General features: G+C 69.8%; 30 protein-coding genes. 22 read left to right on the forward strand and 8 right to left on the reverse strand.

Features of this window, described 5'->3' with window-relative positions; genetic code table 11:
• Together ABT304_RS09345 and ABT304_RS09350 are read left to right on the forward strand one after the other, a co-directional pair.
• On the forward strand, window positions 1-810 hold an 810-nt coding region (locus ABT304_RS09345), incomplete at its 5' end, for an HNH endonuclease signature motif containing protein (RefSeq protein WP_350714686.1).
• 669 nt (window positions 811-1,479) lie between these two features.
• The gene (locus ABT304_RS09350) at window positions 1,480-2,175 is read left to right on the forward strand and encodes an aspartate/glutamate racemase family protein (protein ID WP_350714688.1); all 696 of its coding nucleotides are present in this window, start codon (window positions 1,480-1,482) and stop codon (window positions 2,173-2,175) included.
• Here ABT304_RS09350 and ABT304_RS09355 read toward each other — a convergent pair.
• Window positions 2,165-2,749 (reverse strand): GNAT family N-acetyltransferase, encoded by a 585-nt coding sequence (locus ABT304_RS09355; RefSeq protein WP_350714689.1) that lies wholly within the window; start codon window positions 2,747-2,749, stop codon window positions 2,165-2,167. The genes ABT304_RS09350 and ABT304_RS09355 overlap by 11 nt on opposite strands.
• Window positions 2,746-4,797, reverse strand: a complete 2,052-nt coding sequence (locus ABT304_RS09360; protein ID WP_350714690.1) for a HelD family protein — start codon at window positions 4,795-4,797, stop codon at window positions 2,746-2,748. Before ABT304_RS09360 ends, ABT304_RS09355 begins: the two co-directional genes overlap by 4 nt.
• Before the next feature lie 178 nt (window positions 4,798-4,975).
• On the opposite strand from ABT304_RS09360, the gene ABT304_RS09365 reads away from it, so the two are divergent.
• The 7 genes from ABT304_RS09365 (at window position 4,976) to ABT304_RS09395 (ending at window position 10,584) form a co-directional block, all read left to right on the forward strand.
• On the forward strand, window positions 4,976-5,296 hold the full coding sequence (locus ABT304_RS09365) for a hypothetical protein (protein ID WP_350714692.1): 321 nt from the start codon (window positions 4,976-4,978) through the stop codon (window positions 5,294-5,296).
• Window positions 5,297-5,351: 55 nt separating this feature from the next.
• On the forward strand, window positions 5,352-6,281 hold the full coding sequence (locus ABT304_RS09370; protein ID WP_502890303.1) for an ABC transporter ATP-binding protein: 930 nt from the start codon (window positions 5,352-5,354) through the stop codon (window positions 6,279-6,281).
• Window positions 6,281-7,111, forward strand: a complete 831-nt coding sequence (locus tag ABT304_RS09375; RefSeq protein WP_350714693.1) for an ABC transporter permease — start codon at window positions 6,281-6,283, stop codon at window positions 7,109-7,111. The genes ABT304_RS09370 and ABT304_RS09375 overlap by 1 nt, the downstream gene beginning before the upstream one ends.
• A gap of 1 nt (window position 7,112) precedes the next feature.
• The gene (locus ABT304_RS09380; protein ID WP_350714695.1) at window positions 7,113-7,925 is read left to right on the forward strand and encodes an ABC transporter permease; all 813 of its coding nucleotides are present in this window, start codon (window positions 7,113-7,115) and stop codon (window positions 7,923-7,925) included.
• Window positions 7,926-7,996: 71 nt separating this feature from the next.
• Window positions 7,997-9,139 carry a DinB family protein gene (locus tag ABT304_RS09385; protein WP_350714697.1) on the forward strand — a complete coding sequence of 381 codons (1,143 nt, stop codon included), beginning with the start codon at window positions 7,997-7,999 and terminating at the stop codon, window positions 9,137-9,139.
• Window positions 9,140-9,154: 15 nt separating this feature from the next.
• The gene (locus ABT304_RS09390) at window positions 9,155-9,349 is read left to right on the forward strand and encodes a DUF3046 domain-containing protein (RefSeq protein ID WP_160022500.1); all 195 of its coding nucleotides are present in this window, start codon (window positions 9,155-9,157) and stop codon (window positions 9,347-9,349) included.
• Window positions 9,346-10,584 carry an MFS transporter gene (locus ABT304_RS09395; RefSeq protein ID WP_350714699.1) on the forward strand — a complete coding sequence of 413 codons (1,239 nt, stop codon included), beginning with the start codon at window positions 9,346-9,348 and terminating at the stop codon, window positions 10,582-10,584. The genes ABT304_RS09390 and ABT304_RS09395 overlap by 4 nt, the downstream gene beginning before the upstream one ends.
• A gap of 53 nt (window positions 10,585-10,637) precedes the next feature.
• On the opposite strand, the gene ABT304_RS09400 is transcribed toward ABT304_RS09395, so the two are convergent.
• The gene (locus tag ABT304_RS09400) at window positions 10,638-11,282 is read right to left on the reverse strand and encodes a DUF305 domain-containing protein (protein WP_350714701.1); all 645 of its coding nucleotides are present in this window, start codon (window positions 11,280-11,282) and stop codon (window positions 10,638-10,640) included.
• Between the two features lie 93 nt (window positions 11,283-11,375).
• A complete protein-coding gene (locus ABT304_RS09405; protein ID WP_350714703.1) occupies window positions 11,376-11,819 on the reverse strand; it encodes a DUF6153 family protein in 444 nt (147 codons plus the stop codon).
• 132 nt (window positions 11,820-11,951) lie between these two features.
• Between ABT304_RS09405 and ABT304_RS09410 the strand changes: the two genes are divergently transcribed.
• From ABT304_RS09410 to ABT304_RS09445, 8 genes are all read left to right on the forward strand, one after another.
• Window positions 11,952-12,665 (forward strand): DUF4396 domain-containing protein, encoded by a 714-nt coding sequence (locus ABT304_RS09410; RefSeq protein ID WP_350714705.1) that lies wholly within the window; start codon window positions 11,952-11,954, stop codon window positions 12,663-12,665.
• 248 nt (window positions 12,666-12,913) lie between these two features.
• Window positions 12,914-13,972 (forward strand): recombinase RecA, encoded by a 1,059-nt coding sequence (gene recA / locus ABT304_RS09415; RefSeq protein WP_091040930.1) that lies wholly within the window; start codon window positions 12,914-12,916, stop codon window positions 13,970-13,972.
• A gap of 67 nt (window positions 13,973-14,039) precedes the next feature.
• Window positions 14,040-14,759, forward strand: coding sequence for a regulatory protein RecX (locus ABT304_RS09420; RefSeq protein ID WP_350714707.1), 720 nt, complete (start codon window positions 14,040-14,042; stop codon window positions 14,757-14,759).
• Window positions 14,756-15,256, forward strand: a complete 501-nt coding sequence (locus ABT304_RS09425) for a phosphoribosyltransferase (RefSeq protein WP_091040933.1) — start codon at window positions 14,756-14,758, stop codon at window positions 15,254-15,256. Before ABT304_RS09420 ends, ABT304_RS09425 begins: the two co-directional genes overlap by 4 nt.
• A 23-nt stretch (window positions 15,257-15,279) precedes the next feature.
• Window positions 15,280-15,975 carry a GNAT family N-acetyltransferase gene (locus tag ABT304_RS09430; protein ID WP_350714709.1) on the forward strand — a complete coding sequence of 232 codons (696 nt, stop codon included), beginning with the start codon at window positions 15,280-15,282 and terminating at the stop codon, window positions 15,973-15,975.
• Between the two features lie 18 nt (window positions 15,976-15,993).
• Window positions 15,994-16,836, forward strand: a complete 843-nt coding sequence (locus ABT304_RS09435) for a PPK2 family polyphosphate kinase (RefSeq protein WP_350714711.1) — start codon at window positions 15,994-15,996, stop codon at window positions 16,834-16,836.
• A complete protein-coding gene (locus tag ABT304_RS09440; protein ID WP_350714713.1) occupies window positions 16,833-17,615 on the forward strand; it encodes a HipA family kinase in 783 nt (260 codons plus the stop codon). Before ABT304_RS09435 ends, ABT304_RS09440 begins: the two co-directional genes overlap by 4 nt.
• A complete protein-coding gene (locus ABT304_RS09445; RefSeq protein ID WP_350714715.1) occupies window positions 17,615-18,025 on the forward strand; it encodes a DUF3037 domain-containing protein in 411 nt (136 codons plus the stop codon). Before ABT304_RS09440 ends, ABT304_RS09445 begins: the two co-directional genes overlap by 1 nt.
• Window positions 18,026-18,108: 83 nt before the next feature.
• Here ABT304_RS09445 and ABT304_RS09450 read toward each other — a convergent pair whose 3' ends face one another.
• From ABT304_RS09450 to ABT304_RS09465, 4 genes are read right to left on the reverse strand one after another with little or no spacing between them, the layout of a single operon-like run.
• Window positions 18,109-18,852, reverse strand: coding sequence for a sirohydrochlorin chelatase (locus ABT304_RS09450; RefSeq protein WP_160022518.1), 744 nt, complete (start codon window positions 18,850-18,852; stop codon window positions 18,109-18,111).
• Between the two features lie 53 nt (window positions 18,853-18,905).
• Window positions 18,906-19,649: a phosphoadenylyl-sulfate reductase gene (locus ABT304_RS09455; RefSeq protein WP_141792939.1), complete on the reverse strand. Its 744-nt coding sequence runs from the start codon at window positions 19,647-19,649 to the stop codon at window positions 18,906-18,908.
• Window positions 19,646-19,831 (reverse strand): hypothetical protein, encoded by a 186-nt coding sequence (locus tag ABT304_RS09460; protein ID WP_350714717.1) that lies wholly within the window; start codon window positions 19,829-19,831, stop codon window positions 19,646-19,648. The genes ABT304_RS09455 and ABT304_RS09460 overlap by 4 nt, the downstream gene beginning before the upstream one ends.
• Window positions 19,828-21,552: a nitrite/sulfite reductase gene (locus ABT304_RS09465; protein ID WP_350714718.1), complete on the reverse strand. Its 1,725-nt coding sequence runs from the start codon at window positions 21,550-21,552 to the stop codon at window positions 19,828-19,830. Before ABT304_RS09465 ends, ABT304_RS09460 begins: the two co-directional genes overlap by 4 nt.
• Before the next feature lie 464 nt (window positions 21,553-22,016).
• Here ABT304_RS09465 and ABT304_RS09470 point away from each other — a divergent pair, with 464 nt between their 5' ends.
• From ABT304_RS09470 to ABT304_RS09490, 5 genes are read left to right on the forward strand one after another with little or no spacing between them, the layout of a single operon-like run.
• Complete coding sequence (locus ABT304_RS09470) at window positions 22,017-23,474, forward strand: glycine hydroxymethyltransferase (protein ID WP_350714720.1); 1,458 nt, start codon at window positions 22,017-22,019, stop codon at window positions 23,472-23,474.
• Between the two features lie 4 nt (window positions 23,475-23,478).
• Complete coding sequence (locus ABT304_RS09475) at window positions 23,479-24,015, forward strand: GNAT family N-acetyltransferase (RefSeq protein WP_160022524.1); 537 nt, start codon at window positions 23,479-23,481, stop codon at window positions 24,013-24,015.
• Window positions 24,016-24,020: 5 nt separating this feature from the next.
• Window positions 24,021-24,791: a nucleotidyltransferase domain-containing protein gene (locus ABT304_RS09480; protein WP_350714722.1), complete on the forward strand. Its 771-nt coding sequence runs from the start codon at window positions 24,021-24,023 to the stop codon at window positions 24,789-24,791.
• Between the two features lie 19 nt (window positions 24,792-24,810).
• A complete protein-coding gene (locus tag ABT304_RS09485; RefSeq protein WP_350714724.1) occupies window positions 24,811-24,942 on the forward strand; it encodes a hypothetical protein in 132 nt (43 codons plus the stop codon).
• Window positions 24,939-25,232 carry a hypothetical protein gene (locus tag ABT304_RS09490; protein ID WP_350714726.1) on the forward strand — a complete coding sequence of 98 codons (294 nt, stop codon included), beginning with the start codon at window positions 24,939-24,941 and terminating at the stop codon, window positions 25,230-25,232. The genes ABT304_RS09485 and ABT304_RS09490 overlap by 4 nt, the downstream gene beginning before the upstream one ends.
• Window positions 25,233-25,234 lie beyond the last annotated feature (2 nt).

The following is a 25,234-nucleotide window of genomic DNA, read 5'->3' on the forward strand; positions in this document are numbered from 1 at the left end:
GTCGACTACGCCTCTCGGCTGACCGCGAACGAACTCCGCATCGTCGGACGACGGATCCTGCGTGAGATCGACCCCGCCCGGTTCGACGACGCCGAAGCCAAAGCCCTCCTCGCCGAAGAGGAACGGGCCCAGCAGAAGACCGCGCTACGGGTCTGGGACAACCACGACGGCACCATCGGCTTCGACGGCGTCCTCCCGACCTCGATGGGGATGCGGTTCAAGCGTCTGGTGGAGGCCTGGGCCCAGCCCCGCAAACAGCAGTTGGTCGGCAAGGGTGCCCCGTTGCCGCCGTGGGAACGGCTGATGGGCCAGGGGTTCTCGCGGCTCCTGGAGACCATCGACCCGGCCGCCCTGCCGCGTCACGGTGGTGATGCCACGACCATCAACGTGGTGATCTCCCTGGAGGAGCTCCGCAAGGACCTCGGCATCGCCACCCTGGGCTACGACGAGACCAACGGCACCACGATCTCCGCTGCGGAGGCCCGCAAGTTGGCGTGCAACGCCACCATCATCCCCTGGGTCCTCGGCGGTGACAGCGAGGTCCTCGACGTTGGCCGGGGCAGCCGGTTCTTCCAACCGATCCAACGCAAAGCGATGCGGTTGCAGCACAAGTGCTGCCAAGCCGAAGGCTGCGACATGCCACCCGAGTGGTGCGATGCCCACCATCTAGACCCCTGGGCCGCCGGCGGCAAGACAGACCTCAAGGACGGCGCGCTGCTCTGCCCGCATCATCACCGCCTGGCCCACAACGCGGCCTACGTCCATGAGCGACTACCCGACGGCACCATCAGGTTCACCCGCCGCCCCTAATCAGCTCGGTGCGGAATCCAATTCACCAGGTCTGCCCGTCGGGCCCGACGACTCCACCCCGTCGACCGGTCTCAGCTCTCGCTGAAGCCGCCCGTCCCGGTGCCCAAATGAGCGCTCCAGCCACCCTTGCGCGACTCCACGCCCGCCGCTCCCCACCGGCGAGAACACGCCCCCGCCGCAGCGAACGTTCCCCACACTCCGGAGCATGGGGAACCTCCGCACCCGTGGGGATCTCTCCCGATCGGTGGGGAACTCGCGACCCGACCGGCACCGAATCCGACCCGGTCAAGTACGACGGCCCGCTTGTGAATCATTCACAAGATCGCGCCCACTGCCGTAGGCACCGACGAGGCACGATCCGCTGGCGCACGACCAGTCCACGGCCCCCAAGCCGGCACCCAAACTGAATCCGCTGCGCCAGACCCTGCCGCCGACCCGATAGCCAGCCAAAATTCTCGACGGAGCCCGGTGTCAAGGATCGCCGCAGGCGACCGGCGAAGCCGGCGGCCGAAGGCCGTCCTTGACTCCGGGGTTCGGCGAGAACACCCTCCCAGGAAGGGTCGGCGGCGAGCGCGTTTCCCAAAACGCCCACCACGAACGGCCAACTGCGGCAAGCAGGTGCGCGATCCCGTTCAGGATCGTGTTGGCCGTCCAGGCACACTGAAAGGCATGCGAAGGATCGGCGTACTGGGCGGGATGAGCTGGGAGTCGACGGCGGAGTACTACCGCCTGCTCAACGAGATCACCGCGAAGCGGCTCGGAGGACTGCACTCGGCGGACCTGCTCGTACGGTCGGTGGACTTCGCCGACATCGAGGAGATGCAGGCGTCCGGCGAGTGGGAGCGAGCAGGGGAGCGCCTGGCAAAGGAGGCGGCGACGCTCAGCGACGCCGGGGCCGAGGTGATCGTGCTGGCCACGAACACGATGCACAAGGTGGCTGGGGCGTTGGAGGAGACGTACGGGGATCGTTTCCTGCACCTCGGCGACACGACGGCGGCTGCGGTCGAGGCGGCGGGGGTCGGGCGGGTCGGACTTCTCGGCACCGGGTTCACGATGTCGCAGCCGTTCTACGCCGACCGGCTCCGCGGCCACGGCCTCGAGGTCATCGTCCCGACCGAGCCGGACCAGGAGACCGTCCACCGGATCATCTACGAGGAGCTGTGTCTGGGGACGTTCCTGGACAGCTCCCGGCAGGCGTACCTCGAGGTCATCGACCGTCTCGTCGCTGCTGGCTGCGAGGGTGTCATCCTCGGGTGCACCGAGATCGAGCTGCTGCTGCCGATCGAGACGTACGCGGGTGTGCCGCTGTTCCCGACGACCCGCCTGCACTGCGAGGCGGCGATCGAGGCTGCGCTCAACGCGTAGCCCACTCCTCGGCGAGGATCGCGTAGGAGAGCCCGTCGAGCCAGCCGCGGGTGCGGTGCAGGGAGTCCTTGACGGTGTGCGACTCGCGCCGCATGCCGAGGCGCTCCATGAGCCGCCAGGAGGCTTCGTTGTCGGCGAAGCACTCCGCGACGATGCGGCGCAGACCCAGGGGGCCGAAGCAGACGTCGAGCACGGCGCGTACGGCCTCGGTGGCGTAGCCCTTGCCCTGGTGGGCGGGGTCGATCGTCCAGCCGAGCTCGGCCTGGGTGCCGTTGCCGTGCTCGCGCACCTCGGTCTGCGACCACGGGTCGGTGATCCGCAGCATGAGGTCGCCGACGATGACGCCGTCGCGCTCGATCACCAGAGCGGGGCCGATGATGTCGGGATTCTCGAAGACCTTGCGGTAGGCCTCGAGGTCCGCGAAGGCGGTGGTCACCCACTCGGCCACCTCTGGAAGACCTCGGAAGGCCCAGGTCGGCTCGATGTCGGCGGGCACCATCCGGCGGATCACCAGGCGCTCGGTGTGCAGCGGCCACTCGGCCTTCACCAGCGGATCAGGGCGGGTGTCGATCATGCGCCCACCTTCGCATCAACCCGCTCCGGCACGCCACCGAGTTCTTCGGGGAGGCCATCATGTCGTACGACCAGGGAGGTCACCGCGCGGGTGAGGCAGACGTAGAGGCGGCGGAGGCCGGTGTCGCGGTCGGGCTCGCCGGCGACGATCCCGGTCGGGTCGGAGACGACGACGTGGTCGAACTCGAGCCCCTTCGCCAGCGAGGCGGGAACGAGATCGAGATGGGCGTCGAACTCGGTCTCCTCGTCGTCCGCGCTGAGCTCCGCGAGGGCGATCTCGGCGAAGGAGAGCCCGGCCGCGGTCAGCTCGGCGCGCACCGCCGCCAGCGAGGCGTCGGGCACGATCAGCCCCACCGACCCGGGGCGCGCCAGCGCCGCCCCGAGCGCCTCGACGATCGACGAGGTGGTGAAGGTGAGGTCCCCGCGGGTGCGGCGTACCGCGACCGGCGGCTCGAGGTCGGGGGCGATGTGGGGGAGTAGGCGGGTGGCATAGGCGATCACGTCGGCCGGGACCCGGAAGCCTCGCGTCAGCTGCTCGACGTGGCCGTCGGGCTTGCCGAGATGTGCCAAAGCATCGGCCCACGACGAGGAGGCCCACGGCGTGGTCGCCTGGGCGAGGTCCCCGAGGATCGTCAGCGAGCCCGTCGTCGACCGCCGACCGAGCGCGCGCAGCATCATCGCGGAGAGGTCCTGGGCCTCGTCGGCGACGATGTGGGCCACCGACGGCGTGCGGTCGAGCAGGTCGGCGATCTCGTCGAGGAGCACCAGGTCGGCCAGCGACCAGCGCGCCGCGCCGGCCGAGCGAGGCGGCTTCTCCCAGAGCAGGCTCGCCTGCTCGGCCTCCGAGAGCAGCCCGTCCGCGACCTCCGCCAGCCAGGCCGCGTCTGTGAACAGCCGGAACAGGACCCGGGCGGGCTTGAGATCAGGCCAGAGCGCGGTGGCGTAGTCCTTGACCGGCTTCGCCCGTGCGACCGCGTCGTGCACCCGGTCGTCGGGCGAGTCGCCCGAGCGCTCCATCTGCACCAGCACCCGGTGGGCCAGGGCGCGCGGGAGCAGCGCCCGGCCCGCTGCGTACCGAAGATCGTTGGCACGCAGTCCCTCCAGCGCCTCCCGCGCCTCGTAGGACGGAACCCGCCAGCGTCGCGAGCCGCGTGGGACGACCAGCGCCTCCTCCGGGTCGCCGACGTGGGACCAGACCGCCCGGCGGAGCACCTCGGCCAGGCGTACGTCGCCCTTCAGCGTCGCCACCGGCGCCGGCTCCTCCGTCCGGACGGCGCCATGGATGGCGACGAGTTCCCCGATCGTCGCCTGCTTGGCCTCGATCTCACCCAGCGCGGGGAGTACGTCGCGGATGTAGCGCAGGAACGAGGCGTTGGGGCCGATGATCAGAACCCCGCGCCGGGTCAGCTGGTCGCGGTGCGCGTAGAGGAGGTACGCCGCCCGGTGCAGCCCCACGGCCGTCTTCCCCGTCCCGGGCGCACCCTGCACGACGATGGTCTGGGACAGGTCGGCGCGGACCAGCACGTCCTGCTCGGGCTGGATGGTCGCGACGATGTCGCGCATCGGCCCCACGCGCGGTCGCTCGATCTCGGCCTCGAGGATCGCCGAGTGCTCCGGCCCGGCCCCGGCGTCGGTCAGCGACTCGTCCTCGAACGCCGTCAGCTCGCCGTGGGAGAAGCCGTAGCGCCGCCTCCGCGTCAGCCCCATCGGCTCGGTCCGCGAGGCCCGGTAGAACGGGACACTGACCGGAGCCCGCCAGTCGACCACCATCGGATCGCCCGCGCTGTCGGAGATGTGGCGCCGGCCGATGTGGAAGGACTCCGCCCCCAGATCGGCGGTCCGGTCGATGCGACCGAAGAAGAGCGGCACGTCCGGATCGTCGGCGAGCTGCTCCAGCCGGCGCGCGAGGGTCGCGTCGAGGATCTCGGCGCTGACCCAGTTGCCGGCCGTCGAGGAGTCCAGCGACTCCACCTTCTTCCGCATCCGGGCCAGATCCTGCCGAGAGGCGGCCAGGTGCTCGCGCTCCGCGTCTAGGTCGTCTGGGGGCATGGCTGGTTCATCGCTTCTCCGTGGCGGCAGGTTTTCGATGGGGGCGCGGGGTCAAAGGCTCCAACATAGGCGACCACGGAGTGGACCCCCAACAGGTTTATCCGGGCGTGCGTTGGGCGGTGGGATGCACAATTGCACCGTGAGCCTGTTCGATCGTTTCCGACGCCGCGGGACGCGCATGAGCCGTCCGACAGGCGAGAGCTACACCGGATCCACAAGGGTGCGCGCCGCGGACTCCACCGACCAACAGCATCTCGAGCAGTTCGTGAGGACCCGGCGCGGTGTCGAGGGGTTCGTCGAGCCGCGCACCGTCGTCAGCGAGGTGACCCTGCTGCTGGTCGCGCACGACGGCGAGTGGACCCGGCGGCGAGTGCCGTCCGCGCAGTGGGCGCACAAGTTCGCCAACAAGCACCAGGTCCCGTCCTACGATGCCGCGGTGGTCGGCGTACCTCAGCGGATGCGCGACTACAACCGGCGCCAGAAGCAGCAGGGGCTGTAGGCGCCGGGCCGAACTCGGTCGAAACTGTCGGCGCCGCCATCTAGTCTTTGCCGACGTGGGTGAGGACCTGATGATCTCGGCGCGCGGGCTGCGCAAGTCCTTCGGCGACTTCGAGGCGGTGCGCGGGATCGACGTGTCGGTGCGCCCCGGTGTGGCCTTCGGTTTCCTGGGGCCCAACGGCGCCGGCAAGTCCTCGACGATGCGGATGATCTGCTGTGTCTCGCCGCCGAGCGGAGGGGAGCTGCGGGTCTTCGGGATGGATCCGGCCAAGGACGGGCCGAGGATCAAGGCGCGGCTCGGAGTGTGCCCGCAGGAGGACACCCTAGACGTCGAGCTCAACGTCTACGACAACCTCTTCGTCTACGGCCGCTACTTCGGGCTGCCGAGGGCCGAGGTGAAGGGCCGGATCGAGGAGCTGCTCGACTTCGTCCAGCTCACCGACAAGGCCAAGGCGAAGGTCGACGACCTCTCCGGCGGCATGAAGCGACGGCTGACGATCGCCCGCAGCCTGATCAACCGGCCCGAGATCCTGGTGCTCGACGAGCCGACCACCGGTCTGGACCCGCAGGCTCGCCACGTCATCTGGGACCGGCTCTTCCGGCTCAAGCAGGCGGGCGTGACGCTGCTGCTGACCACCCATTACATGGACGAGGCCGAGCAGCTGTGCGACGAGCTCGTGGTGATGGACCAGGGCCGGATCGTGGCCCACGGGACGCCGCTGGGACTCATCCAGCAGCACTCCACCCGCGAGGTCGCCGAGCTGCGCTTCGGCGTCGGTGAGCACGAAGCGCTGGCGGCCAAGGTCGAGGACCTCGCCGAGCGGGTCGAGGTGCTGCCCGACCGGCTGCTGCTCTACAGCGACGACGGCGAGGCGGTCATCGAGGCCGTCCACAGCCGCGACCTGTCGCCGGTCGCCACCCTGGTGCGGCGCTCCTCCCTCGAGGACGTCTTCCTGCACCTGACCGGCCGGACGCTGGTGGACTGATGGCCGACTACGCCGACTCGGGACCGGCGACCCCGCCGTCCGCCCCCGCCGGGCTGGTCTCCGGGGCGCTGCGGATGGGCGACTACTGGCTCACCGTCCTGGCGCGCACCTGGAAGGGCGGGGTGATCACGACGTTCGTGACGCCGTTCTTCTACGTGCTCGCGCTGGGCGTGCTGCTCGGCGGCTTCGTGGAGGCCGACCCGGCCACGTTGGAGGGCGCCGACTCCTATCTGGCCTTCGTCGCCCCGGGCATGGTCGCGGCCCACGCGATGACGATCGCCTTCTCCGAGATGACCTACCCGGTCTACGGCATGGTCAAGTGGCAGCGGATCTATTTCTCGATGATCGCCTCGCCGCTGACCGCCTCCCACATCGTGCTCGCCCAGCTGGGCTTCCTGATGCTGCGTACGCTGTTCGCCTGCGGCGTCTTCCTGCTGGTTCTGGCCCCGTTCGGCGTCTTCGAGACGTGGTGGGGCGTGCTGACGGCGTGGCTGGTGCAGGGGCTGGTCGTGCTGGCCTTCGCGACGCCGGTGCTGCTGTTCTCGCTCTCGATCAAGGGCGAGGAGTCCTTCGCGCTGATCTTCCGGCTGGGGATGATCCCGCTGACGCTGTTCTCCGGCACGTTCTTCCCCGTCGCCAACCTCGGGCCGGTGCTGGAGAAGGTCGCGATGGCCTCGCCGCTGTGGCAGGGCGTCAACCTGACCCGGATGCTCGCGCTGGGTGAGATCGACTGGGCGCTGGCCGCGTTCCACGTCGGCTATCTCGGGCTGCTCGCGGGCGTCTGCTGGTGGCTCGGGGTGCGCAAGCTGGGCGAGAGGCTGGTCTCCTGAGATGGCGCTCTTCTCCGCTGCTGTGGGCGCCACCGTCGCCCGGCCGCTGCGAGGCGGCGAGGCCGCCCGGCTGCTGCTGTGGCGCAACATCCTGGTCTACCGGCGCGCCTGGCTGGTGTTCATCACCGGTTTCCTGGAGCCGGTCTTCTACCTCTTCTCGATCGGCATCGGCGTGGGCGCGATGGTGGTCGGCTTCGAGTACGCCGGCAAGCCGGTCGACTACCGCGAGTTCGTCGCCCCCGGGATGATCGCGGCCTCGGCGATGAACGGGTCGCTGCTGGATGCGACGTTCAACTTCTTCTTCAAGCTGAAGTACAACAAGCTCTACGACCAGATGCTGGCTACCCCGCTGCGTACGGTCGACATCGCCGTCGGCGAGATCCTCTGGAACCAGCTGCGCAGTGGGATCTACGTGACCGCGTTCCTGCTGATCATGGTCGCGATGGACCTGGTCCACTCCTGGTGGGCGATCCTGGTGGTGCCGGCCGCGCTGCTCATCGGGTCGGCCTTCGGGGCCGTCGGCATGGCGCTGACGACCTACATGACCTCCTGGCAGGACTTCGAGAAGGTCACCCTCGCAATGATGCCGATGTTCCTGTTCAGCGCGACGTTCTTCCCGATCACGGCCTATCCGGAGTGGCTGCGTTGGGTCGTGGAGGTCACGCCCCTCTACCGCGGCGTCGTGCTGTGCCGTGACCTGACCCTCGGAGTGCCGTCGTGGGGCTCGCTGGTCTCGGTGGTCTACCTGCTGGTGTTCGGGGCGATCGGCCTCGTCCTCGTGCGCCGCCGGCTCGACGCCCTACTCCTCACCTGAGCGGCAGCAACTCGCGTCTCAAAGGCAGGATCTCCCTCGTGAAGGCCCGGGCGGGCCGTCAAGATTGATCCATGACTTATGACGCGATCGAGCCGGACACCAAGGACTGGACGTGGGTGCTCGACCGGCCCTGCCCGGAGTGTGGCTTCATCGCCGGGGCCGTGACCGCGGACCAGCTCCCCGAGATCGTGCGTGACAACGCGACGTACTGGGAGATCTACCTCACCGCCGACAACGCGCGCGACCGCCCCCAGCCCGGAGTGTGGTCGGCGCTGGAGTACGGAGCACACGTACGCGACGTCCACAGAGTCTTCGGCGAACGGCTGCAGCAGATGCTGACCGAGGACGAGCCGCGGTTCCGCAACTGGGACCAGGACGAGGCCGCCCTCGAGGGCGACTACGCAGGCCAGGACCCGGCGGTCGTCGCCGAGCAGCTGATGGACGCCGCCGACGAGATCGCCACCATCTACGAGAAGGTCCCGCCGGACGCCTGGGGCCGTCGCGGGACCCGGTCCAACGGCGACGTGTTCAGCGTCGAGTCGCTGGGCCGCTACCACCTCCACGACGTCGTCCACCACCTGTGGGACGTACGCGCGGCCGCCAAGCAGGCGACCGTCGCCGCCTACGACGCCAGCGTCGCGACGTACGTCCAGGGCAGCTCGTTCGCCGAGGAGAACCGTTCGGTCCTGGACAGGTTCCTGGCCGTGCTCGAGCCCGGCGACCACGTGCTGGAGATCGGCACCGGACCCGGCCACGACGCGAAGGCGCTCGAGGCCGGGGGAGTGCGCGTGCGGCGCACCGACATCAGCGAGGGGTTCGTGGCGCACCTGCGCAAGCAGGGGTACGCCGCTGCCTGCCTGGACCCGCTGACCGACGACCTGCGCGACCCGGTCCACCCCGACGTCCCCTACGCCGCGGTCTGGGCCTCGGCGACGCTGCTGCACGTGGCCCGCGACGACTTCGGGACCGTGCTCGGCCGGCTCGCCGAGGTGACCCGCCCCGGCGGTGCGCTGCACGTGTCGATGAAGGAGGGCGACGGCGAGGAGTGGACCAACCGCGGTCACATCGAGGCTCCCCGCCTCTTCGTCTACTGGCGCGAGCCCGCGCTCCGGGCGGCGCTGGGCGAGGCGGGCTGGGAGGTGCTCGAGGTCGGGCACGCCGACGGACGCCTCGGTGACGTCTGGCTCGACGTCCTCGCCCGTCGGCGCGCCTGAGTAGCATTCGGGGCGATGAGACACACGGAGTTCTGGTCCCGGATGGACGAGGCGCTCGGCGCGGGCTACGCGCGAGCGTGGGCACGCCAGTTCGTCATGGGCGACCTCGGCGGGCGCACCGCCCAGGAGGCCCTCGACGACGGCGTCCCGCCCAAGGAGGTCTGGGCCGCGGTCTGGAAGGCCCTGGAGCTGCCGGCGCGTGAGCGGTGACGCTGGCCGCACCGGCTTCGGTGGCCGCGGTCCAGAAGCGCACCATCCTCACCCTGGTCGCTACCCAGGCGGTCGGGGCGATGGGCATCACGATCGGCATCGCGACCGCCTCCCTGCTGGCGCGCGACCTGTCCGGCTCGGAGTCGATGGCAGGTCTCTCGCAGACGACCCAGGTGCTCGGCGCAGCCGTCGCTGCGTACGTCCTGGGGCGGGTGATGGACGTGCGCGGGCGCCGGTTCGGGCTGGTGGCGGGTTACCTGCTCGGGGCGGCCGGTGGGCTGCTGGCGGTGCTGGCCGGCGTGGTCGGATCGATGACGCTGCTGCTGGTCGGCGCCGTGCTGCTGGGCGCGACCACCGCAGCCAACAACGGAGCGCGGTACGCGGCCACCGACCTGGCACCTGCCAGGAGCCGTGCGCGGGCGCTGTCGGTCGTGGTCTGGGCCACGACGTTCGGGGCGGTGATCGGCCCCAACCTGACCGGGGTCGCCGAGGTCTTCTCCGACTCCGTCGGGATCCCGGCCCTGACCGGACCGTTCGCGATCGGGTCGATGGGGATGCTGGCCGCCGCGCTGGTGGTCGGGGTGTTCCTGCGACCTGACCCGTTGCTGGTCGCCCGGGAGGGTGCCCCGGTCACCGAGAAGGCGAAGGGCACGAGCTGGCGCCGGGCGATCGCGGTCGTCCGGGAGCGGCCCGCGCTGGCGGCGGCGGTCGTCGGGCAGGCCGCGGCCCACGCCACGATGGTGGCGGTGATGGTGATGACTCCGCTCCACATGGAGCACGGCGGCGCCGGGCTGGAGATCATCGGACTGGTGATCAGCGGGCACGTACTGGGCATGTTCGCCTTCGCGCCGGTCGCCGGCTGGCTCGCCGACCGCGTCGGCCGGGCCGATGTGATGGCGCTCGGCGGCGGGGTGCTCCTGGTGTCCCTGGTCCTGTGCGCCGCGGCGCCTGAGGGCAGCTCCGCGCGGATCTTCGTCGGGCTCTTCCTGCTCGGCCTCGGCTGGTCGCTGGCCACGATCGCCGCGGCCACCTCGGTCGCGGACCACACCCCGCTCGAGGTGCGCGCCGACGTCCAGGGCACCGCCGACCTGATCATGGGCGTCGCCGCTGCCGCCGCCGGGGCGGTGTCGGGCGTGGTCGTCGACCTGGCCGGATATCCGGCGCTGGCGCTCGGCACGATCCTGCTGGTCACGGTGCTGTTCGGGGCTGCGTACGTGGCCCGTAAGGCGGCCTGACGGGCCTGGGTGGTGGGCAGGGCCGCTGGGCGGCCCTGCCCACCTCAGCGTCCTCAGCCGAGGAGCTTCTCCATGGTGTCGATCTCGGCGGTCTGTGACTCGATGATCGTCCCGGCCAGGTCGACGGCCGGCTTGAACCGGCCCTCGTCCTGCTGGGTCTCGGACATCTCGATCGCGCCTTCGTGGTGCTCGATCATCATCGTCAGCCACATGTCGCTGAACTCGGCGTCGGAGGCCTTCTCGAGGGCGTCCATGTCCTGGGCAGACATCATCCCGGGCATGTCGTCGTCCATGCCCTCCATGGAGTCGGACATGCTGCTGTCCTCGCCGTCGCCGTGGCCGTCGTGGCCGCCGTTGACGTGGTCACGCATCGTCGACGGCACCTCCTCGCCCCACTCCTGGAGCCAGCCGGACATGGTCTCGATCTCGGGGCTCTGGGCCGCCCGGATCGAGTCGGCCAGCTCCTGGACCTCGGGCTCGAGGTTGCGGTCCATGGTCAGGTCGACCATCGACAGGGCCTGGGCGTGGTGCTGGATCATGTCGGTCGCGAAGGTGACATCGGCCTTGTTGTGCTCGGTCTCCGAGAGCTTCTGAGGCGCCTCGGCCTCGTCGTTGCCGCCGCAGGCCGACAGGGTGAGCAGCACGGCCAGGCCGGCCGCCGCCCAGGTCGCGCGGAAGAGGGGTCGTTGCGTACGCATCTGTTGTTTCTCCTTGTCAAGTGCTGGTTACGGGCATCGCTGACCCACCTGCGGACCTCGGGCATGGCCGGGTCGCGGGTGGGGTCAGGCCGCTCAGCACCTGATGACGGAGTAGGCCCATACGGAGGGCGGACCGGTCGCGGGACAGGTGAGCAAGGGCGCGAATCCGCTGGTCCGGGACCAGCCGCGGGCCCGCGAGAACCACCAGGCAGGAGTACGCCGCCACAGCCCGCTCAGCAGCAGCACGCCGGCGGCGAGCAGGAAGGCCGCGCACAGCATCATCGCCGTGTGCCCGTCGCCGCCCGGGTGACCGGCGTCGTCGGCCGCTCCGTGGCCGGTGTGCTCGAGAGCGTGCGTGTGCTCGACGTGGGCGGCGGGCAGGCCCAGCGCGCCGTGCTCACCGTCGGAGTCGGTGCCGTGGAGGCTCAGCGCATGCATGGCCAGCAGACCGGCGACCGTGACCATGACCGCCGCCAGCAGGCCGGCGCGGGTGACCGCACGGGTCCTCCGCTGTCGTCGTCGCGCTGCCGTCCACACACAGCACACCCTAAGGAGTCCTTCGCGGTTGGACAAAGTGAGGTCTCAGACCGGATGACACTTGCGAGTGCATACCCCCAAGGGGTATGAATGTCGGGTAGGCACAACGGACCGAACGACCAAGGGAGCGACATGACGTCGCATGACGAGCATCTGCACGCCGGACATCAGCACTCGATGCACGAGGGCCATGAGGGTCATGGCGGCGACCACTCGGTGCATGACGCGCACGGCGTGCACGGGGGTGGGGTGAACGCGATGGCGGCCAGCGCCACGCTGCACTGCCTCACCGGATGTGCGATCGGCGAGATCGCCGGACTCATGATCGGCACCGCCATCGGGCTCAGCACCGGATGGACGATCGCCCTGGCCGTCACGCTCGCGTTCGCCTTCGGCTACGCCCTCTCGACCCTGCCGCTGCTCAAGTCGGGTCTGGCCGTCGGTGCGGCGCTCAGCGTGGTGCTGGCCGCCGACACCCTCTCGATCGCCACGATGGAGCTGGTCGACAACCTGGTGATGGCGCTGATCCCCGGGGCCATGGAGGCCGGCCTGGTCAACGTCGTGTTCTGGATCGGGATGATGATCGCCCTCTCGGTGGCCTTCGTGGCGGCCTTCCCGGTCAACCGATACCTGCTCCAGCGGGGCAAGGGGCATGCGCTCACCCACCAGTACCACGGCGCGGAGCCGGTCCAGGAAGGCGTACGCCGCTTCATCCCGTCCTTCACGAGCGGTGCCCTGGCCGCGGTGATCATCGCCTTCATGCTCGGTGGCCTGTCGGTCGCCGTCGCCGACGAGATGGGTGGCGGCTCCGCCCCGGCCGAGCAGGTCGAGATGCAGAGCCACTGAGGATCCAGCGACCCCGACACGCCCGAACAGGTGTTCACATCGAACGCTTGTTCGGGCTAGTGTGTGGTAGTAGGTGGAGCGTGGTTCGTGCTATCGCCCAGGCAAAAACCGGGTCGTGAAACACCGTGCCAGAGGGTCCCGTTCAAAACTGTCGGTGGTCCCGTCTAGCGTCTGCCTTGATGACGACGAAGACACGTGGACAAGCGGCAGGCAAGGGGAAGAAGTCTGCCCCTCAGGAAGGAAAGAACATGGCGGCAGGTGATCGCGAGAAGGCATTGGACGCCGCTCTCGCCAACATCGAGAGGCAGTTCGGCAAGGGCTCGGTCATGCGGCTGGGCGATGAGACCCGGGCTCCGCTGGAAGTGATCCCGACCGGCTCGATCGCGCTCGACGTGGCGCTGGGTCTGGGCGGTCTGCCTCGTGGGCGGGTCGTGGAGATCTACGGTCCGGAGTCCTCGGGTAAGACGACGGTGGCCCTCCACTCGGTTGCCAGCGCGCAGCGCGCCGGCGGCATCGTGGCCTTCATCGACGCCGAGCACGCGCTCGACCCGGAATACGCGAAGAACCTCGGCGTCGACACCGACGCCCTGCTGGTCTCCCAGCCCGACTCGGGTGAGCAGGCCCTGGAGATCGCCGACATGCTGATCCGCTCGGGCGCGCTCGACCTGATCGTCATCGACTCCGTCGCGGCGCTGGTGCCGCGGGCCGAGATCGAGGGCGAGATGGGCGACAGCCACGTCGGTCTGCAGGCTCGACTGATGAGCCAGGCGCTGCGAAAGATGACCGGTGCGCTCAACAACTCCGGCACGACCGCGATCTTCATCAACCAGCTGCGCGAGAAGATCGGCGTGATGTTCGGCTCGCCCGAGACCACGACCGGTGGTCGCGCGCTGAAGTTCTACTCCTCGGTGCGGCTCGACGTGCGCCGGATCGAGACGCTCAAGGACGGCACCGACATGGTCGGCAACCGCACCCGCGTCAAGGTCGTGAAGAACAAGGTGGCCCCGCCGTTCAAGCAGGCGGAGTTCGACATCATGTACGGGAAGGGCATCTCCCGCGAGGGCGGCCTGATCGACGTCGGTGTCGAGGCGGGCCTGGTCCGCAAGGCCGGCGCTTGGTACACCTACGAGGGCGATCAGCTCGGCCAGGGCAAGGAGAACTCCCGCAACTTCCTCAAGGACAACCCCGACCTGGCCAACGAGCTGGAGAAGCGGATCCTGGAGAAGCTCGGGGTCGTGCCGACCGTCGACGCCCCGGCCGACGGCGAGGCGCCCGCGGCCGAGCCCGCCGGCGTCGAGGACTTCTAGGTCCACAGGCACCGGCTGACCCGTGGCTTCGTCAAGGCCTGACCGTTCGTCCACCCAGGATCCCTGGGTGGACGAACGGCCTGCGCCCGACTGGCTGGGGGACGTGACCCTCGGCGTCGAAGCCTGGGCCGGAAAAGCCCCGTCCCCGTCGGTCGAGCCGTCGCCCCCGTCGGTTGAGCCGTCGTCGCGACGAAGGAGCGACGACGAGTCGAAACCAACACGTTCCCGTCGGAGGCAGCCTCGCCCCGCGGATCCTGCAGACCCGAAGAACGACCCCGAGCCCGACCACGAGGCGATCGCCCGCAAGATCCTCCTCGACGCTTTGACAGGCCAGGCGCGCAGCCGCAAGGAGCTCGCCGACAAGCTGGAGAAGAAGGAGGTTCCGGCGGCCCTGGCGACGCGGCTGCTGGACCGCTTCGAAGAGGTCGGCCTGATCGATGACGAGGCCTTCGCCCGGGCCTGGATCGCCAGCCGACAGCCCGGCAAGGGCCTGGCCCGACGAGCCCTGGCCCAGGAGCTGCGCCGCAAGGGCATCGACGACGACGTGGCTCGCGATGCGCTCGACGAGATCGACCCAGACGACGAGCGCGAGGCCGGTCGGCGGATGGTCCGCCGCAAGCTGCGCTCCCTGGAGCGCTTCGACGACCAGACCAAGACCCGGCGCCTGGTCGGGATGCTCGCCCGCAAGGGATACGGCGCCGGTGTGGCCTACAGCATCGTCCGCGAGGAGCTCAGCCTGGCCGATGACGATGGCGCCGGCGGTCTCGTGTCAGAATCCGATCTGTGAGTGAGCAGCAAGAGCGCGAGATCCTGACCTACGACCTCTTCGGCACCGCGGTGCGCGACATCGCCCAGAAGGTCGTCGACAGCGGTTACGAGCCCGACATCGTGCTCTCCATCGCCCGCGGTGGCCTCGCCCTCGGGATGGGCCTGGGCTACGCCCTCGACGTGAAGAACCTGTCCGCGGTCAACGTGGAGTTCTACACCGGCATCAACGAGCGCCTCGACGTTCCGATCATGCTCCCGCCGACCCCCGCGGCCGTCGACCTGACCGGGATGAAGGTGCTCATCGCCGACGACGTCGCCGACACCGGCAAGACCCTGGAGATCGTCCACGACTTCTGCGAGGGCCACGTGGCCGAGGCTCGCACCGCGGTGATCTTCGAGAAGCCGTGGACGGTGATCAACGCCGACTACGTCTACAAGAAGACCGACCGCTGGATCGACTTCCCGTGGTCCTCCCAGCCGCCGCTCGTCGACCGCCGCGGCGGCCAGGCCCACTGACGCACCGGCGTTAACCTGGGTGCATGTTCACGCCGGTTGCGGTCCACACCGGGACACACCGTCTCGGCGGGGTGACGCGCCCGGGGGAGAGCTGGGCAGCGGCGGCGACGAGGATCGCCGGGCGGCCTGCGTACGCGGTGGACCTCTCCGGTGAGGTGAAGGAGTTCTCCTCCGACCCGATGCCGGTGGTGGCGCTGCGGCCGATGACCCGCGGCGACCTGCCCCACCTGGTCCGCTGGCTGAACGCGGAGCACGTGCACCGGTGGTACGGCGTGGACGGCGACCCCACACCCGACTGGGTGGCCGACAACTACGGGCCCGACATCGACGGCAAGACGCCGGTGACGTTTTGGGTGATCGAGGTCAACGGCCGCTCGATCGGGTTCTGCCAGGACTACCGGATCAGCGATGAGCCCGAGTACGCGCTGCTCACCCCCGACCCGGAGGCGATCGGCTTCGACTACGCGATCGGGGAGCCGGCCTTCGTGGGCCGCGGGATCGGGCCGCGGATGGCCTGGGTCTGGCTCACCTCGATCCCGCGCCGCTATCCCGGGGCGACGGCCTGCTTCGCGGCCCCCGACCACCGCAACGCCGCCTCGCTGCGGATGCTCGCCAAGGTCGGCTTCGAACAGGGCACCTGGTTCGACGAGCCTCAGCCCGACGGCTCGACGACCACGATGGTCGGCTGCTCGCTGGATCTGCGGCGCGTTCTCGGCTGACGCGCCTATCGTCTAGGCATGAGCCTTCTTGACGAGCTGCGGCTGCCGGCCGGACCGGTGGACCTGCGGAAGTACGACACCAACTCCGCACCCGGCGTCGGCGCCGACAAGGAGACCGGCAGGGAGGTGCTCGCCGAGCTCGGCCCGACGTTGATCGAGCTGCAGACCAAGCTGTTCGCCTCCAAGGAGAGCGACGACCCCAAACGGGTGCTGCTCATCCTGCAGGGGATGGACACCTCCGGGAAGGGTGGCGTGCTCAAGCACACCGTCGGGCTGGTCGACCCCGTCGGCGTGAAGATCACCAGCTTCAAGGCGCCGACCGACGAGGAGAGGGCCCAGGACTTCCTGTGGCGCATCGAGAAGGCGGTGCCGGAGCCCGGCTACCTCGGTGTCTTCGACCGCTCCCAGTATGAGGACGTGCTGATCGGCCGCGTCCGCGAGCTCGCCTCTGCTGCGGAGCTGGAGCGGCGCTACGACGCGATCAACGACTTCGAGAAGCGGCTGGCCGAGAACGGCACCGTCATCCTCAAGTGCATGCTGCACATCTCGCCCAAGGAGCAGAAGAAGCGGCTCCTGGCGCGGCTGGAGGACCCGACGAAGCACTGGAAGTACAGCCCCGGGGACATCGACGAGCGTCAGCTGTGGCACAGCTACCAGGAGGCGTACGAGATTGCGCTGGAGCGCACCAACACCGAGTACGCTCCGTGGTACCTCGTGCCGAGCGACAAGAAGTGGTATCGCAACCTGGCCATCGGCGAGCTGCTCCTGGAGACCCTGGACCAGCTCGATCTGGACTGGCCCGCGCCGCACTTCGACGTCGCCGAGGAGAAGAAGCGACTGGAAGAGGACACCATCTCGTGAGTCTTGAGGAGGTGCGGGTGACGCGGTATGTCACCCCGCTCCGGGAGGGCGGCAGCCTGCCCGGGATCGTGGAGGCCGATGACCTCGGCACGTACGTCTGCAAGTTCCGCGGCGCCGGCCAGGGGCTGCGGGTGCTGGTCGCGGAGGTGATCGTCACCGGCCTGTGCCGAGCGCTCGACATCCCCACGCCCGATCAGGTCGTGCTCGATCTGGATCCCGAGATCGCCCGCTACGAGGCCGACGAGGAGGTCCAGGATCTCCTCAACGTGAGTGCCGGGCTCAACCTCGGCATCGACTTCCTAGCCGGAGCCTTCGGCTACGACGCCGCCTACTCGCCCGACCCGTCGCTGGCCGGGCGGATCCTGTGGATGGACGCGCTGATCGCCAACGTCGACCGTTCCTGGCGCAACCCCAACATGCTGCTGTGGAACGGCGCGCTCTACGTGATCGACCACGGCGCTTCGCTCTACTTCCACCACGTCTGGCCCGGCGGAGGCGCCGACCCGGCGCGCTACGCGGCGCAGCCGTTCGACACCTCCGAGCACATCCTGCGGTCCTACGCGGCCGAGGCGATCGCCCAGAACGACGACCTCGCCGCGCGGCTCGACGACGCGGTGCTGGAGAAGGTGCTCGCCGACGTTCCGGACGAGTGGCTGGAGCCCGTTCCCGGCTACGACACCCCTGAGTCTCTGCGCGAGCGCTACGTCGCGTTCCTGCGGGCCCGCCTCGACGGCGAGCGCCCGTGGCTGCCCGCGGCCGAGCCCGCCCAGGAGGCATGATGGACGCTTACCAGTACGTCGTGCTCCGCTGCGTACCTCGCCCCGAGCGCGAGGAGTTCCTCAACGTCGGGGTCGTTCTCTACTGCCCCGAGCAGAAGTTCCTCGCGGCCCGGTGGGCGCTGGACGAGCGGCGTCTGGCCGCCTTCGCCCCGAGCCTCGACCTCTCGCTCGTACGGGCCGCCCTGGAGTCGGTGGACCTGATCTGCGCCGGCGCCGCCCACGCCGGCTTCGGCGCGGGCGTCCGCGCCACGGCGTACGGCCTCCGGGCGCTCTCCGACAACGAGTCGGCCCGCTTCGGCCTCCTCAAGGCGCCGAAGAGCACCGTCCTCCAGCCCGGCCCGGTCCACGGCGGCGTGACCACGGACGCCGCCGCCGAGCTCGACCGCGTCTTCGCCCACCAGATCACCTGAAAACCCCGCCGAGTCGGCGCGTCAGGACGCGCCGACTCGGCGGGATTCGATGTCAGGATGCGCCGACTCGGCGCGGGTCTGGGTCAGACCGGAACGAGCTCGACGGCACCGACGGCGTAGCGGGCCAGGATGGTGCGGGCGACCTCGGGGTGGGCGCCCATCGGGTCGCTGACCGCGACGGCGCCGGCCTCGAGGGCGAGCTCCTTGGCGCGGTCGGGCAGCTGTCCGGGAGCCAGGAAGAGCATGCCGACGGCGATGTGGCGGCGGCCCTCGGCGCGGAAGGCACGGACGGCCTCGCCGGTGGCCGGCGGAGCAGCCGAGGCGTACGCAGCCACGACCGGCAGCTTGTGGTGGGCACCCCAGATCCGGGCCAGGCGGGCGACCGACTGGTTGGCCAGCGAGTCCGAGGAGCCGGCGGCGGCCAGGACGAGCGCGTCGAGCTCGCGCACCCGCGCGGCCTTCAGCGACGCCCGCAGCCGCTCGTCGAGCACCTGCAGGAAGACGCTCTCGAGGCCGAGGATCTCGCTGGTGTGGATGCGCAGACCGGAGTGGCGCGCGGTGGCCTCGGCGATGACCGAGGGTACGTCGACGCGGGCGTGGAACGCCTCGGTCAGGAGCAGGGGCACGACGACGATCTCGTCGTGGCCGGCCTTGACCAGCTTGTCGACGACGGCCTGGAAACGCGGCCGGGAGTGGTCGAGGAAGGCGGCTTCGATGCGGAGGTCGGGGCGCAGGGCGCGTACCTCGGCAACGAGGGCGTTGATGGTCGCGGCTGACTGCGGATCGCGGCTGCCGTGAGCCAGGGCTACCAGAGCGGGAGCTGCCATTGTCTTCATCCTTCGGGTGTTGCGGGAACGTCGGAAAGTCTGTGATGGGGAGGTCAGGCGTGGATGCCGCACTCGGTCTTGCCGGTGCCGGCCCATCGCCCGCTGCGCGGGTCCTCGCCGGGGGCCACCCGGCGGGTGCACGGCGCGCAGCCGATCGAGGGATACCCGTCGTAGACGAGCGGGTTCACGAGCACTCCGTTGTCCTCGATATATCGCTCGACCTGCTCGTCGGACCATCGCGCCATCGGCGAGACCTTGACCTTCTGGCGCTTGGCGTCCCAGCCGATGACCGGTGCGATGACCCGGTTCTTCGTCTCCGCGCGGCGCAGGCCGGTGGCCCAGGCGTCGTAGGAGGCGAGCGAGTCGGCCAGGGGCTTGACCTTGCGCAGCGCGCAGCACAGGTCGGGGTCGGTCCGGTAGAGGTCCTTGCCGTATTCGGCGTCCTGCTCCGCCACGCTCTGCACGGGCGTGATCGTGAGGAGGTTGACCGGCATCGTCGCCTCGACGGCGTCGCGAGTGCCGATCGTCTCGATGAAGTGGTAGCCGGTGTCGAGGAAGACCACGTCGATCCCGGGCACGACCTTCGAGGCGAGATGAGCCAGGACCGCGTCCCCCATGGAGGACGTGATCGCGAACCGCTCACCGAAGGTGGCAGCGGCCCACTCGATGATCGTCTCGGCCGGGGCGAGCTCGAGCTCGGCTCCCCAGTGGGAGACGATCTCGCGCAGCTCCTCGGGCGTACGTCCCTCGGTGTCCACCGCGCGGTTGGCACGGGCGGCTGCTGTGCTGACGCTCATCGGTGCGCCTCCTTCGTGACGGTCCGAGAGATTTCTGGCCGAGAGATCTGACCCAGTGACTTCAGCTGGAAGGCGCGCAGGCAGGCGCGGCACTCCCAGGACCCGTGCGTGGCCTCGTGCGGCCACAGGTCGGTCTCGCCGCAGAACGGGCAGTGGAACGGGGTGCTTGCGCGCTCGCTCATGCGGTCACCTCGTCCAAGGTCTTCTCGCCGCGCAGCAGGACCTCGTCGGCGCGTGCGGTCCAGGCCGAGAACGTCTCGCCCTCCTCGCGGTCGGCGAGGTAGTTGACGACCAGCGCGGAGATGTAGTCGTCGAGCCCGGCCGAGGTGACCTTGTGCGCGCGCAGCTTGCGCCCGAAGTTGGCGGTCAGCCCGGTCGCGCCGCCCAGGTGCACCTGGAAGCCCTCGACCTGGTTGCCCTCGTCGTCGAGGACCAGCTGGCCCTTGAGGCCGATGTCGGCGACCTGGGTCCGGGCGCAGGCGTTGGGGCAGCCGTTGACGTTGACGGTGATCGAGGCGTCGAGCTCGGGGAACCGCGACTCGAGCGAGGCGATCAGGTCGCGGGCACGGTCCTTGGTGTCCACGATCGCGAGCTTGCAGAACTCGATGCCGGTGCAGGCCATCGTGTTCTGGCGCCAGTTGGAGGGCCGGGCCGAGAAGCCGATCGCGTCCAGTGCGGTGACCAGGTCCTCGACCACCTCGGGCGAGACCCCGATCAGCACGATCTTCTGGTACGGCGTGAGCCGAGCGCCCTCGACGGCGAACTTCTCCATCACGCCGGCGAGCTCGACCAGGTGGGTGCCGGAGATGCGCCCGGCGATCGGAGCCAGACCGACGTACTTCTTGCCGTCCTTCTGGTCGTGGATGCCGACGTGGTCGCGGTGGCCCAGGGGCGACTCGGGCGAGGGGTTGGAGATCAGCTGGCGGTCGAGGTACTCGTTCTCGAGGACCTCGCGGAACTTCTCCTTGCCCCAGTCGGCGACCAGGAACTTCAACCGGGCCCGCGAGCGCAGCCGGCGGTAGCCGTAGTCGCGGAAGATGCCCGCGACACCGGCCCACACGTCGGCGACCTCGTCGATCGGCACCCACACGCCGAGCTTCTCGGCCAGGCGCGGGTTGGTGGAGAGACCGCCGCCGACCCAGACGTCGAAGCCGGGGCCGTGCTCGGGGTGGACGGTCCCGACGAAGGCGATGTCGTTGATCTCGGGCGCCACGTCGTGCGACGGGTGGCCGGTCAGCGCGGTCTTGAACTTGCGCGGGAAGTTCGAGAAGGCCGGGTCGCCCAGGTAGCGGGACTCGATCTCGCGCAGCGCCGAGGTGCCGTCGATGATCTCGTCGGCGGCGACGCCCGCGACCGGCGAGCCGAGGAACGGACGCGGCGAGTCGCCGCAGGCCTCGGTCGAGTGCAGCCCGACCTCCTCGAGGCGCGACCAGATCTCCGGCACGTCCTCGACCGAGATCCAGTGGTACTGGATGTTCTCGCGGTCGGTGATGTCGGCGGTGTCCCGGGCGAAGTCGACACCGATCTGACCCAGGGTGCGCACCGCGGCGGGGGAGAGGAGCTTGCCGTCGGAGCGGACCCGCATCATGAAGTAGCGGTCGTCGAGCTCCTCTTCCTCGAGGATGGCGGTCTTGCCGCCGTCGATCCCGGGCTTGCGCTGGGTGTAGAGGCCGAACCAGCGGAAGCGGCCGCGCAGGTCGGCCGGGTCGATCGAGTCGAACCCACGCTTGGAGTAGGTGTAGAGGATCCGGTCGCGAACGTTGAGCGGGTCGTCGTTCTTCTTCGACTCCTCGTTCTTGTTCAGTGGCTCGGTGTAGCCGAGGGCCCACTGGCCCTCGCCCTTCTTGGGCCGGGGGATCTCGGTTCGGGTGGCGCGCTTGGCCTGAAACCGGTTGTCGCTCATGTCAGAGAAACCTTTGCGTCGGTCGTGGACGCACGGCGGAGCAGGGACGTGCTCGCGGCGGGCGCCCGGGATGTCTGTCGGGCGGCGGGCCAGCGGCTCGACGCGGGGGATGCGGAGCGCTGGGCGTCAGTGGCGCCAACAGATCGAGCTGCGGATGCGGCAATAGTCCACGTGGCGTCGAACCACGAGGTGCGCATGTGTTGCAGCAGTGACCATGTCAAGGAGTCTCAGGTAGCGGACTGCCCTCACGCAATCTGGAATCCCGATATATGAGACATCGGTCCGTTATGTGGGACGTTCCCGCTTGTTCACGCGGGCGGTGTGGCCGAGGTCACCATCTGGTCACGGTCTCTTAACCAGGCTGAGCAGTCGGTCATTCCCGCGGGCGGTGATAGAGGACGTACGCAACGCACCGGGCGACCACGATGCTGCTCTCGTCCGCGCGGCTGACTAGGCTGTGGCCCATGAGCGATCTGTCTGCCCCGGTGAATTCAGGCACTGTGAGTTCTGCCTACAACCAAGCCCTCGAGGTCATCGCCTCCGTGGAGCCCCGCATCGCCGAGGCGACCAAGCAGGAGCTCGCTGACCAGCGCGCCAGCCTCAAGCTGATCGCGAGCGAGAACTACGCGAGCCCCGCCACGCTGATGACGATGGGCACCTGGTTCTCCGACAAGTACGCCGAGGGCACCGTCGGTCACCGCTTCTACGCCGGCTGCCAGAACGTCGACACCGTCGAGCAGATCGCCGCCGAGCACGCCAAGGAGCTCTTCGGCGCGGAGTACGCCTACGTGCAGCCGCACTCCGGCATCGACGCCAACCTGACGGCGTACTGGGCCATCCTCGCCCACCGGGTCGAGGGCCCGTGGCTGGAGAAGATGGCCGTCAAGAACATGAACGAGCTCTCCGAGGCCGACTGGGAGACGCTGCGTGGCGAGCTCGGCAACCAGCGCCTGCTGGGCATGAGCCTCGACGCCGGCGGCCACCTCACCCACGGCTTCCGCCCGAACATCTCCGGCAAGATGTTCCACCAGAACCAGTACGGCACCGACCCGGAGACCGGGCTGCTCGACTACGACTCGCTGCGCGCCAAGGCCAAGGAGTTCCAGCCGCTGATCATCGTGGCCGGCTACTCCGCCTACCCGCGCCGGGTGAACTTCGCCAAGATGCGCGAGATCGCCGACGAGGTCGGCGCCACCCTGATGGTCGACATGGCCCACTTCGCCGGCCTCGTCGCCGGCAAGGTGTTCCAGGGCGAGGAGAACCCGGTTCCCTACGCCCACGTCGTCACCTCGACCTCGCACAAGTCCCTGCGCGGCCCGCGCGGCGGCTTCATCCTGGCCACCGAGGAGTACGCCCCGAGCGTCGACCGTGGCTGCCCGATGGTCCTCGGTGGCCCGCTCTCGCACGTCATGGCCGCGAAGGCCGTCGCGTTCGCCGAGGCGAAGCAGGAGAGCTTCCAGGTCTACGCCCAGGAGGTCGCCGACAACGCCAAGTCGCTCGCCGAGGGCTTCCTCAAGCGCGGCGCCAAGCTCGTCACCGGCGGCACCGACAACCACCTGGTGCTGCTGGACGTGACCAGCTTCGGTCTCACCGGCCGCCAGGCCGAGTCGGCGCTGCTCGACTCCGGCGTGGTCACCAACCGCAACTCGGTCCCGGCCGACCCCAACGGTGCCTGGTACACCTCGGGCATCCGCCTCGGCACCCCGGCGCTGACCACTCGCGGCTTCGGCGCCGACGAGTTCGACCGGGTCGCCGAGCTCATCGTCGACGTGCTCTCGAAGACCACCCCCGGCACCACGAAGGCCGGCGGCCCGTCCAAGGCGTCCTACGTCATCGAGGACTCCGTCGCCGACAACACCAAGGCCGCCGCGGCGGAGCTGCTCGCGAAGTTCCCGCTGTACCCCGGTCTCGACCTCGCCTGAGCTCGTGCCTGCTCCGAAGCGACCCAGCTCGATCCCCGGCGTCGGGGCCCCTGAGAAGGTGGTCCCGACGGCCGAGGTGCGTGTCGTCGTCGAGGACGAGTGGCCGGCGCTGAAGAAGGTGCGCCTCGCGGCTCTCCAGGACACTCCTCGTGCGTTCTGGGCCTCCTACGACGAGGTGGTGACCTGGCCCGACGAGCGCTGGCGGCTGTGGGCCGCGTCCGGCGCCGCCTACATCGCCTGGCTCGGCGAGAAGCCTTCTGGGCTCGCTGCCGGGATCATCCACGACGGTGAGCACCACCTGATCAACATGTGGCTCGCCCCCGAGGCGCGTGGACACGGTCTCGCCGAGGGCCTCATCCTGGCCGTCGCCGGCTGGGCGCGTCGTGACGGCGCCTCCGTGCTGACCCTGTGGGTCGTCGACGGCAACGAGTCCGGCCGCCGCCTCTACGAGCGCCTCGGCTTCGAGCTCACCGGCGAGACGCAGCCCTTCCCCGAGGGCGATCCGCGCACCGAGTCGAAGATGGCGCTCCGCCTCACCTGACCGCGATGGCCGACCCACGCGAGGGCGTGACCCCCGAGGGTCTGATCGTCACGGGTGCGCGCCGTGACCGGGTGCCGTCGACGTACGAGCCGGTCCTGGCGTACGTCCTCGGGCGGGTCCCACCCGAGGTGTCGGTCCACGTCTACGGCTCGGTGGCCAACGGCACGGCCACCGTGCCGACCTCCGACGTCGACCTGCTGACGATCGGACTCCCGGCGACGGACGCCGCCGCGCTCGGTGCCGAGGCGTCGGCGGCCTTCGACCGGGTCTGCCGCGGCGTCGAGATCGCCGCCGCGTCCGCCGACGACTACGCCGGGGAGGGCGACGAGGCGTACGGCAACCGCGTCTTCCTGCGCCACTACTGCGCCCACCTGGCCGGCCCCGACCCGGGCGAGGCCCTGCCCGGATTCCCGGCAGACGCTCGTGCCGCCCGCGGCTTCAACGGCGACATCGAGCGTGCCCTGCGCCGGTGGCGTGCCGCCCTCGGCCGCGACGACCCGAGCGACCTATCCCGCCGGATCGCACGGAAGTCGCTGCTCGCCCTGGCCGGCCTGGTCAGCGTCCACGACGGCACCTGGACCACCGACCGCTTCGTAGCCGCCGCCCGCTGGAGCGAGATCGAACCAGCGCTGGCACCCGAGCTGGCCAGGCTCCGGACACTGTGCGACAGCGGCGGCGCCTCCGCGAACGAGACCGAGGCGCTGCTCGCTGCCGGTGGCGTGATCGAGTACATCGCCACCCGCTTCGCAGCGGAGATCGGGCTGTGGCAGACCTAGGCTCGGCCCATGACGAGTGATGATCGAGGGAGGCCGCAGCGCCTACACCTCGTTCCCGGTCCCGGACCGCCCCGAGCTGACCGCGCTGATCAGCGAGGCCGCGCAGGTGGCTGCCGAGCGGTGGCGGGCGGCGTACGCTCCACAGGCATGACTCCGGACGAGGTCGACGCCTTCCTCTCCTCGCTGGACGGCTGCCGCCACAAACCGCGTGGCTGGTATGTCCACGACCGCCTGGTCGCCAGGCTGGTCGACCCGACCACCCTGCTCGTCCGGGTCCCGGTCGAGCGCCGCGAGGACCTGATCGACCGCTGGCCGGACGCCTTCGGCATCCCGCCCCGGCTGGAGGCCCACCACAAGATCGAGGCCTACCTCGACCGTGCCCCGGCGGAGGCCGTGAAGTCAGCGATTCAGCTCGCCTGGGAGTTCCAGCGCGGCGAGTGACG

Origin of the sequence: Nocardioides sp. NPDC000445 (assembly GCF_040300245.1) — a bacterium.
In the GTDB taxonomy this organism is placed as follows: Bacteria; Actinomycetota; Actinomycetes; order Propionibacteriales; family Nocardioidaceae; genus Nocardioides.

Bases quoted from the DNA above. Each gene is read 5' to 3' on its own strand.
- recA (WP_091040930.1), top strand. From the start codon at position 12,914: ATGGCGGCAGGTGATCGCGAGAAGGCATTGGACGCCGCTCTCGCCAAC.
- ABT304_RS09455 (WP_141792939.1), bottom strand. From the start codon at position 19,649: ATGAGCGTCAGCACAGCAGCCGCCCGTGCCAACCGCGCGGTGGACACC.
- ABT304_RS09480 (WP_350714722.1), top strand. From the start codon at position 24,021: ATGGCCGACCCACGCGAGGGCGTGACCCCCGAGGGTCTGATCGTCACG.
- ABT304_RS09355 (WP_350714689.1), bottom strand. From the start codon at position 2,749: ATGATCGACACCCGCCCTGATCCGCTGGTGAAGGCCGAGTGGCCGCTG.
- ABT304_RS09445 (WP_350714715.1), top strand. From the start codon at position 17,615: ATGGACGCTTACCAGTACGTCGTGCTCCGCTGCGTACCTCGCCCCGAG.
- ABT304_RS09460 (WP_350714717.1), bottom strand. From the start codon at position 19,831: ATGAGCGAGCGCGCAAGCACCCCGTTCCACTGCCCGTTCTGCGGCGAG.
- ABT304_RS09385 (WP_350714697.1), top strand. From the start codon at position 7,997: ATGACTTATGACGCGATCGAGCCGGACACCAAGGACTGGACGTGGGTG.
- ABT304_RS09390 (WP_160022500.1), top strand. From the start codon at position 9,155: ATGAGACACACGGAGTTCTGGTCCCGGATGGACGAGGCGCTCGGCGCG.
- ABT304_RS09435 (WP_350714711.1), top strand. From the start codon at position 15,994: ATGAGCCTTCTTGACGAGCTGCGGCTGCCGGCCGGACCGGTGGACCTG.
- ABT304_RS09430 (WP_350714709.1), top strand. From the start codon at position 15,280: ATGTTCACGCCGGTTGCGGTCCACACCGGGACACACCGTCTCGGCGGG.
- ABT304_RS09450 (WP_160022518.1), bottom strand. From the start codon at position 18,852: ATGGCAGCTCCCGCTCTGGTAGCCCTGGCTCACGGCAGCCGCGATCCG.
- ABT304_RS09485 (WP_350714724.1), top strand. From the start codon at position 24,811: ATGATCGAGGGAGGCCGCAGCGCCTACACCTCGTTCCCGGTCCCGGAC.
- ABT304_RS09380 (WP_350714695.1), top strand. From the start codon at position 7,113: ATGGCGCTCTTCTCCGCTGCTGTGGGCGCCACCGTCGCCCGGCCGCTG.
- ABT304_RS09400 (WP_350714701.1), bottom strand. From the start codon at position 11,282: ATGCGTACGCAACGACCCCTCTTCCGCGCGACCTGGGCGGCGGCCGGC.
- ABT304_RS09375 (WP_350714693.1), top strand. From the start codon at position 6,281: ATGGCCGACTACGCCGACTCGGGACCGGCGACCCCGCCGTCCGCCCCC.
- ABT304_RS09360 (WP_350714690.1), bottom strand. From the start codon at position 4,797: ATGCCCCCAGACGACCTAGACGCGGAGCGCGAGCACCTGGCCGCCTCT.
- ABT304_RS09350 (WP_350714688.1), top strand. From the start codon at position 1,480: ATGCGAAGGATCGGCGTACTGGGCGGGATGAGCTGGGAGTCGACGGCG.
- ABT304_RS09365 (WP_350714692.1), top strand. From the start codon at position 4,976: ATGAGCCGTCCGACAGGCGAGAGCTACACCGGATCCACAAGGGTGCGC.
- ABT304_RS09490 (WP_350714726.1), top strand. From the start codon at position 24,939: ATGACTCCGGACGAGGTCGACGCCTTCCTCTCCTCGCTGGACGGCTGC.
- ABT304_RS09410 (WP_350714705.1), top strand. From the start codon at position 11,952: ATGACGTCGCATGACGAGCATCTGCACGCCGGACATCAGCACTCGATG.
- ABT304_RS09465 (WP_350714718.1), bottom strand. From the start codon at position 21,552: ATGAGCGACAACCGGTTTCAGGCCAAGCGCGCCACCCGAACCGAGATC.
- ABT304_RS09470 (WP_350714720.1), top strand. From the start codon at position 22,017: ATGAGCGATCTGTCTGCCCCGGTGAATTCAGGCACTGTGAGTTCTGCC.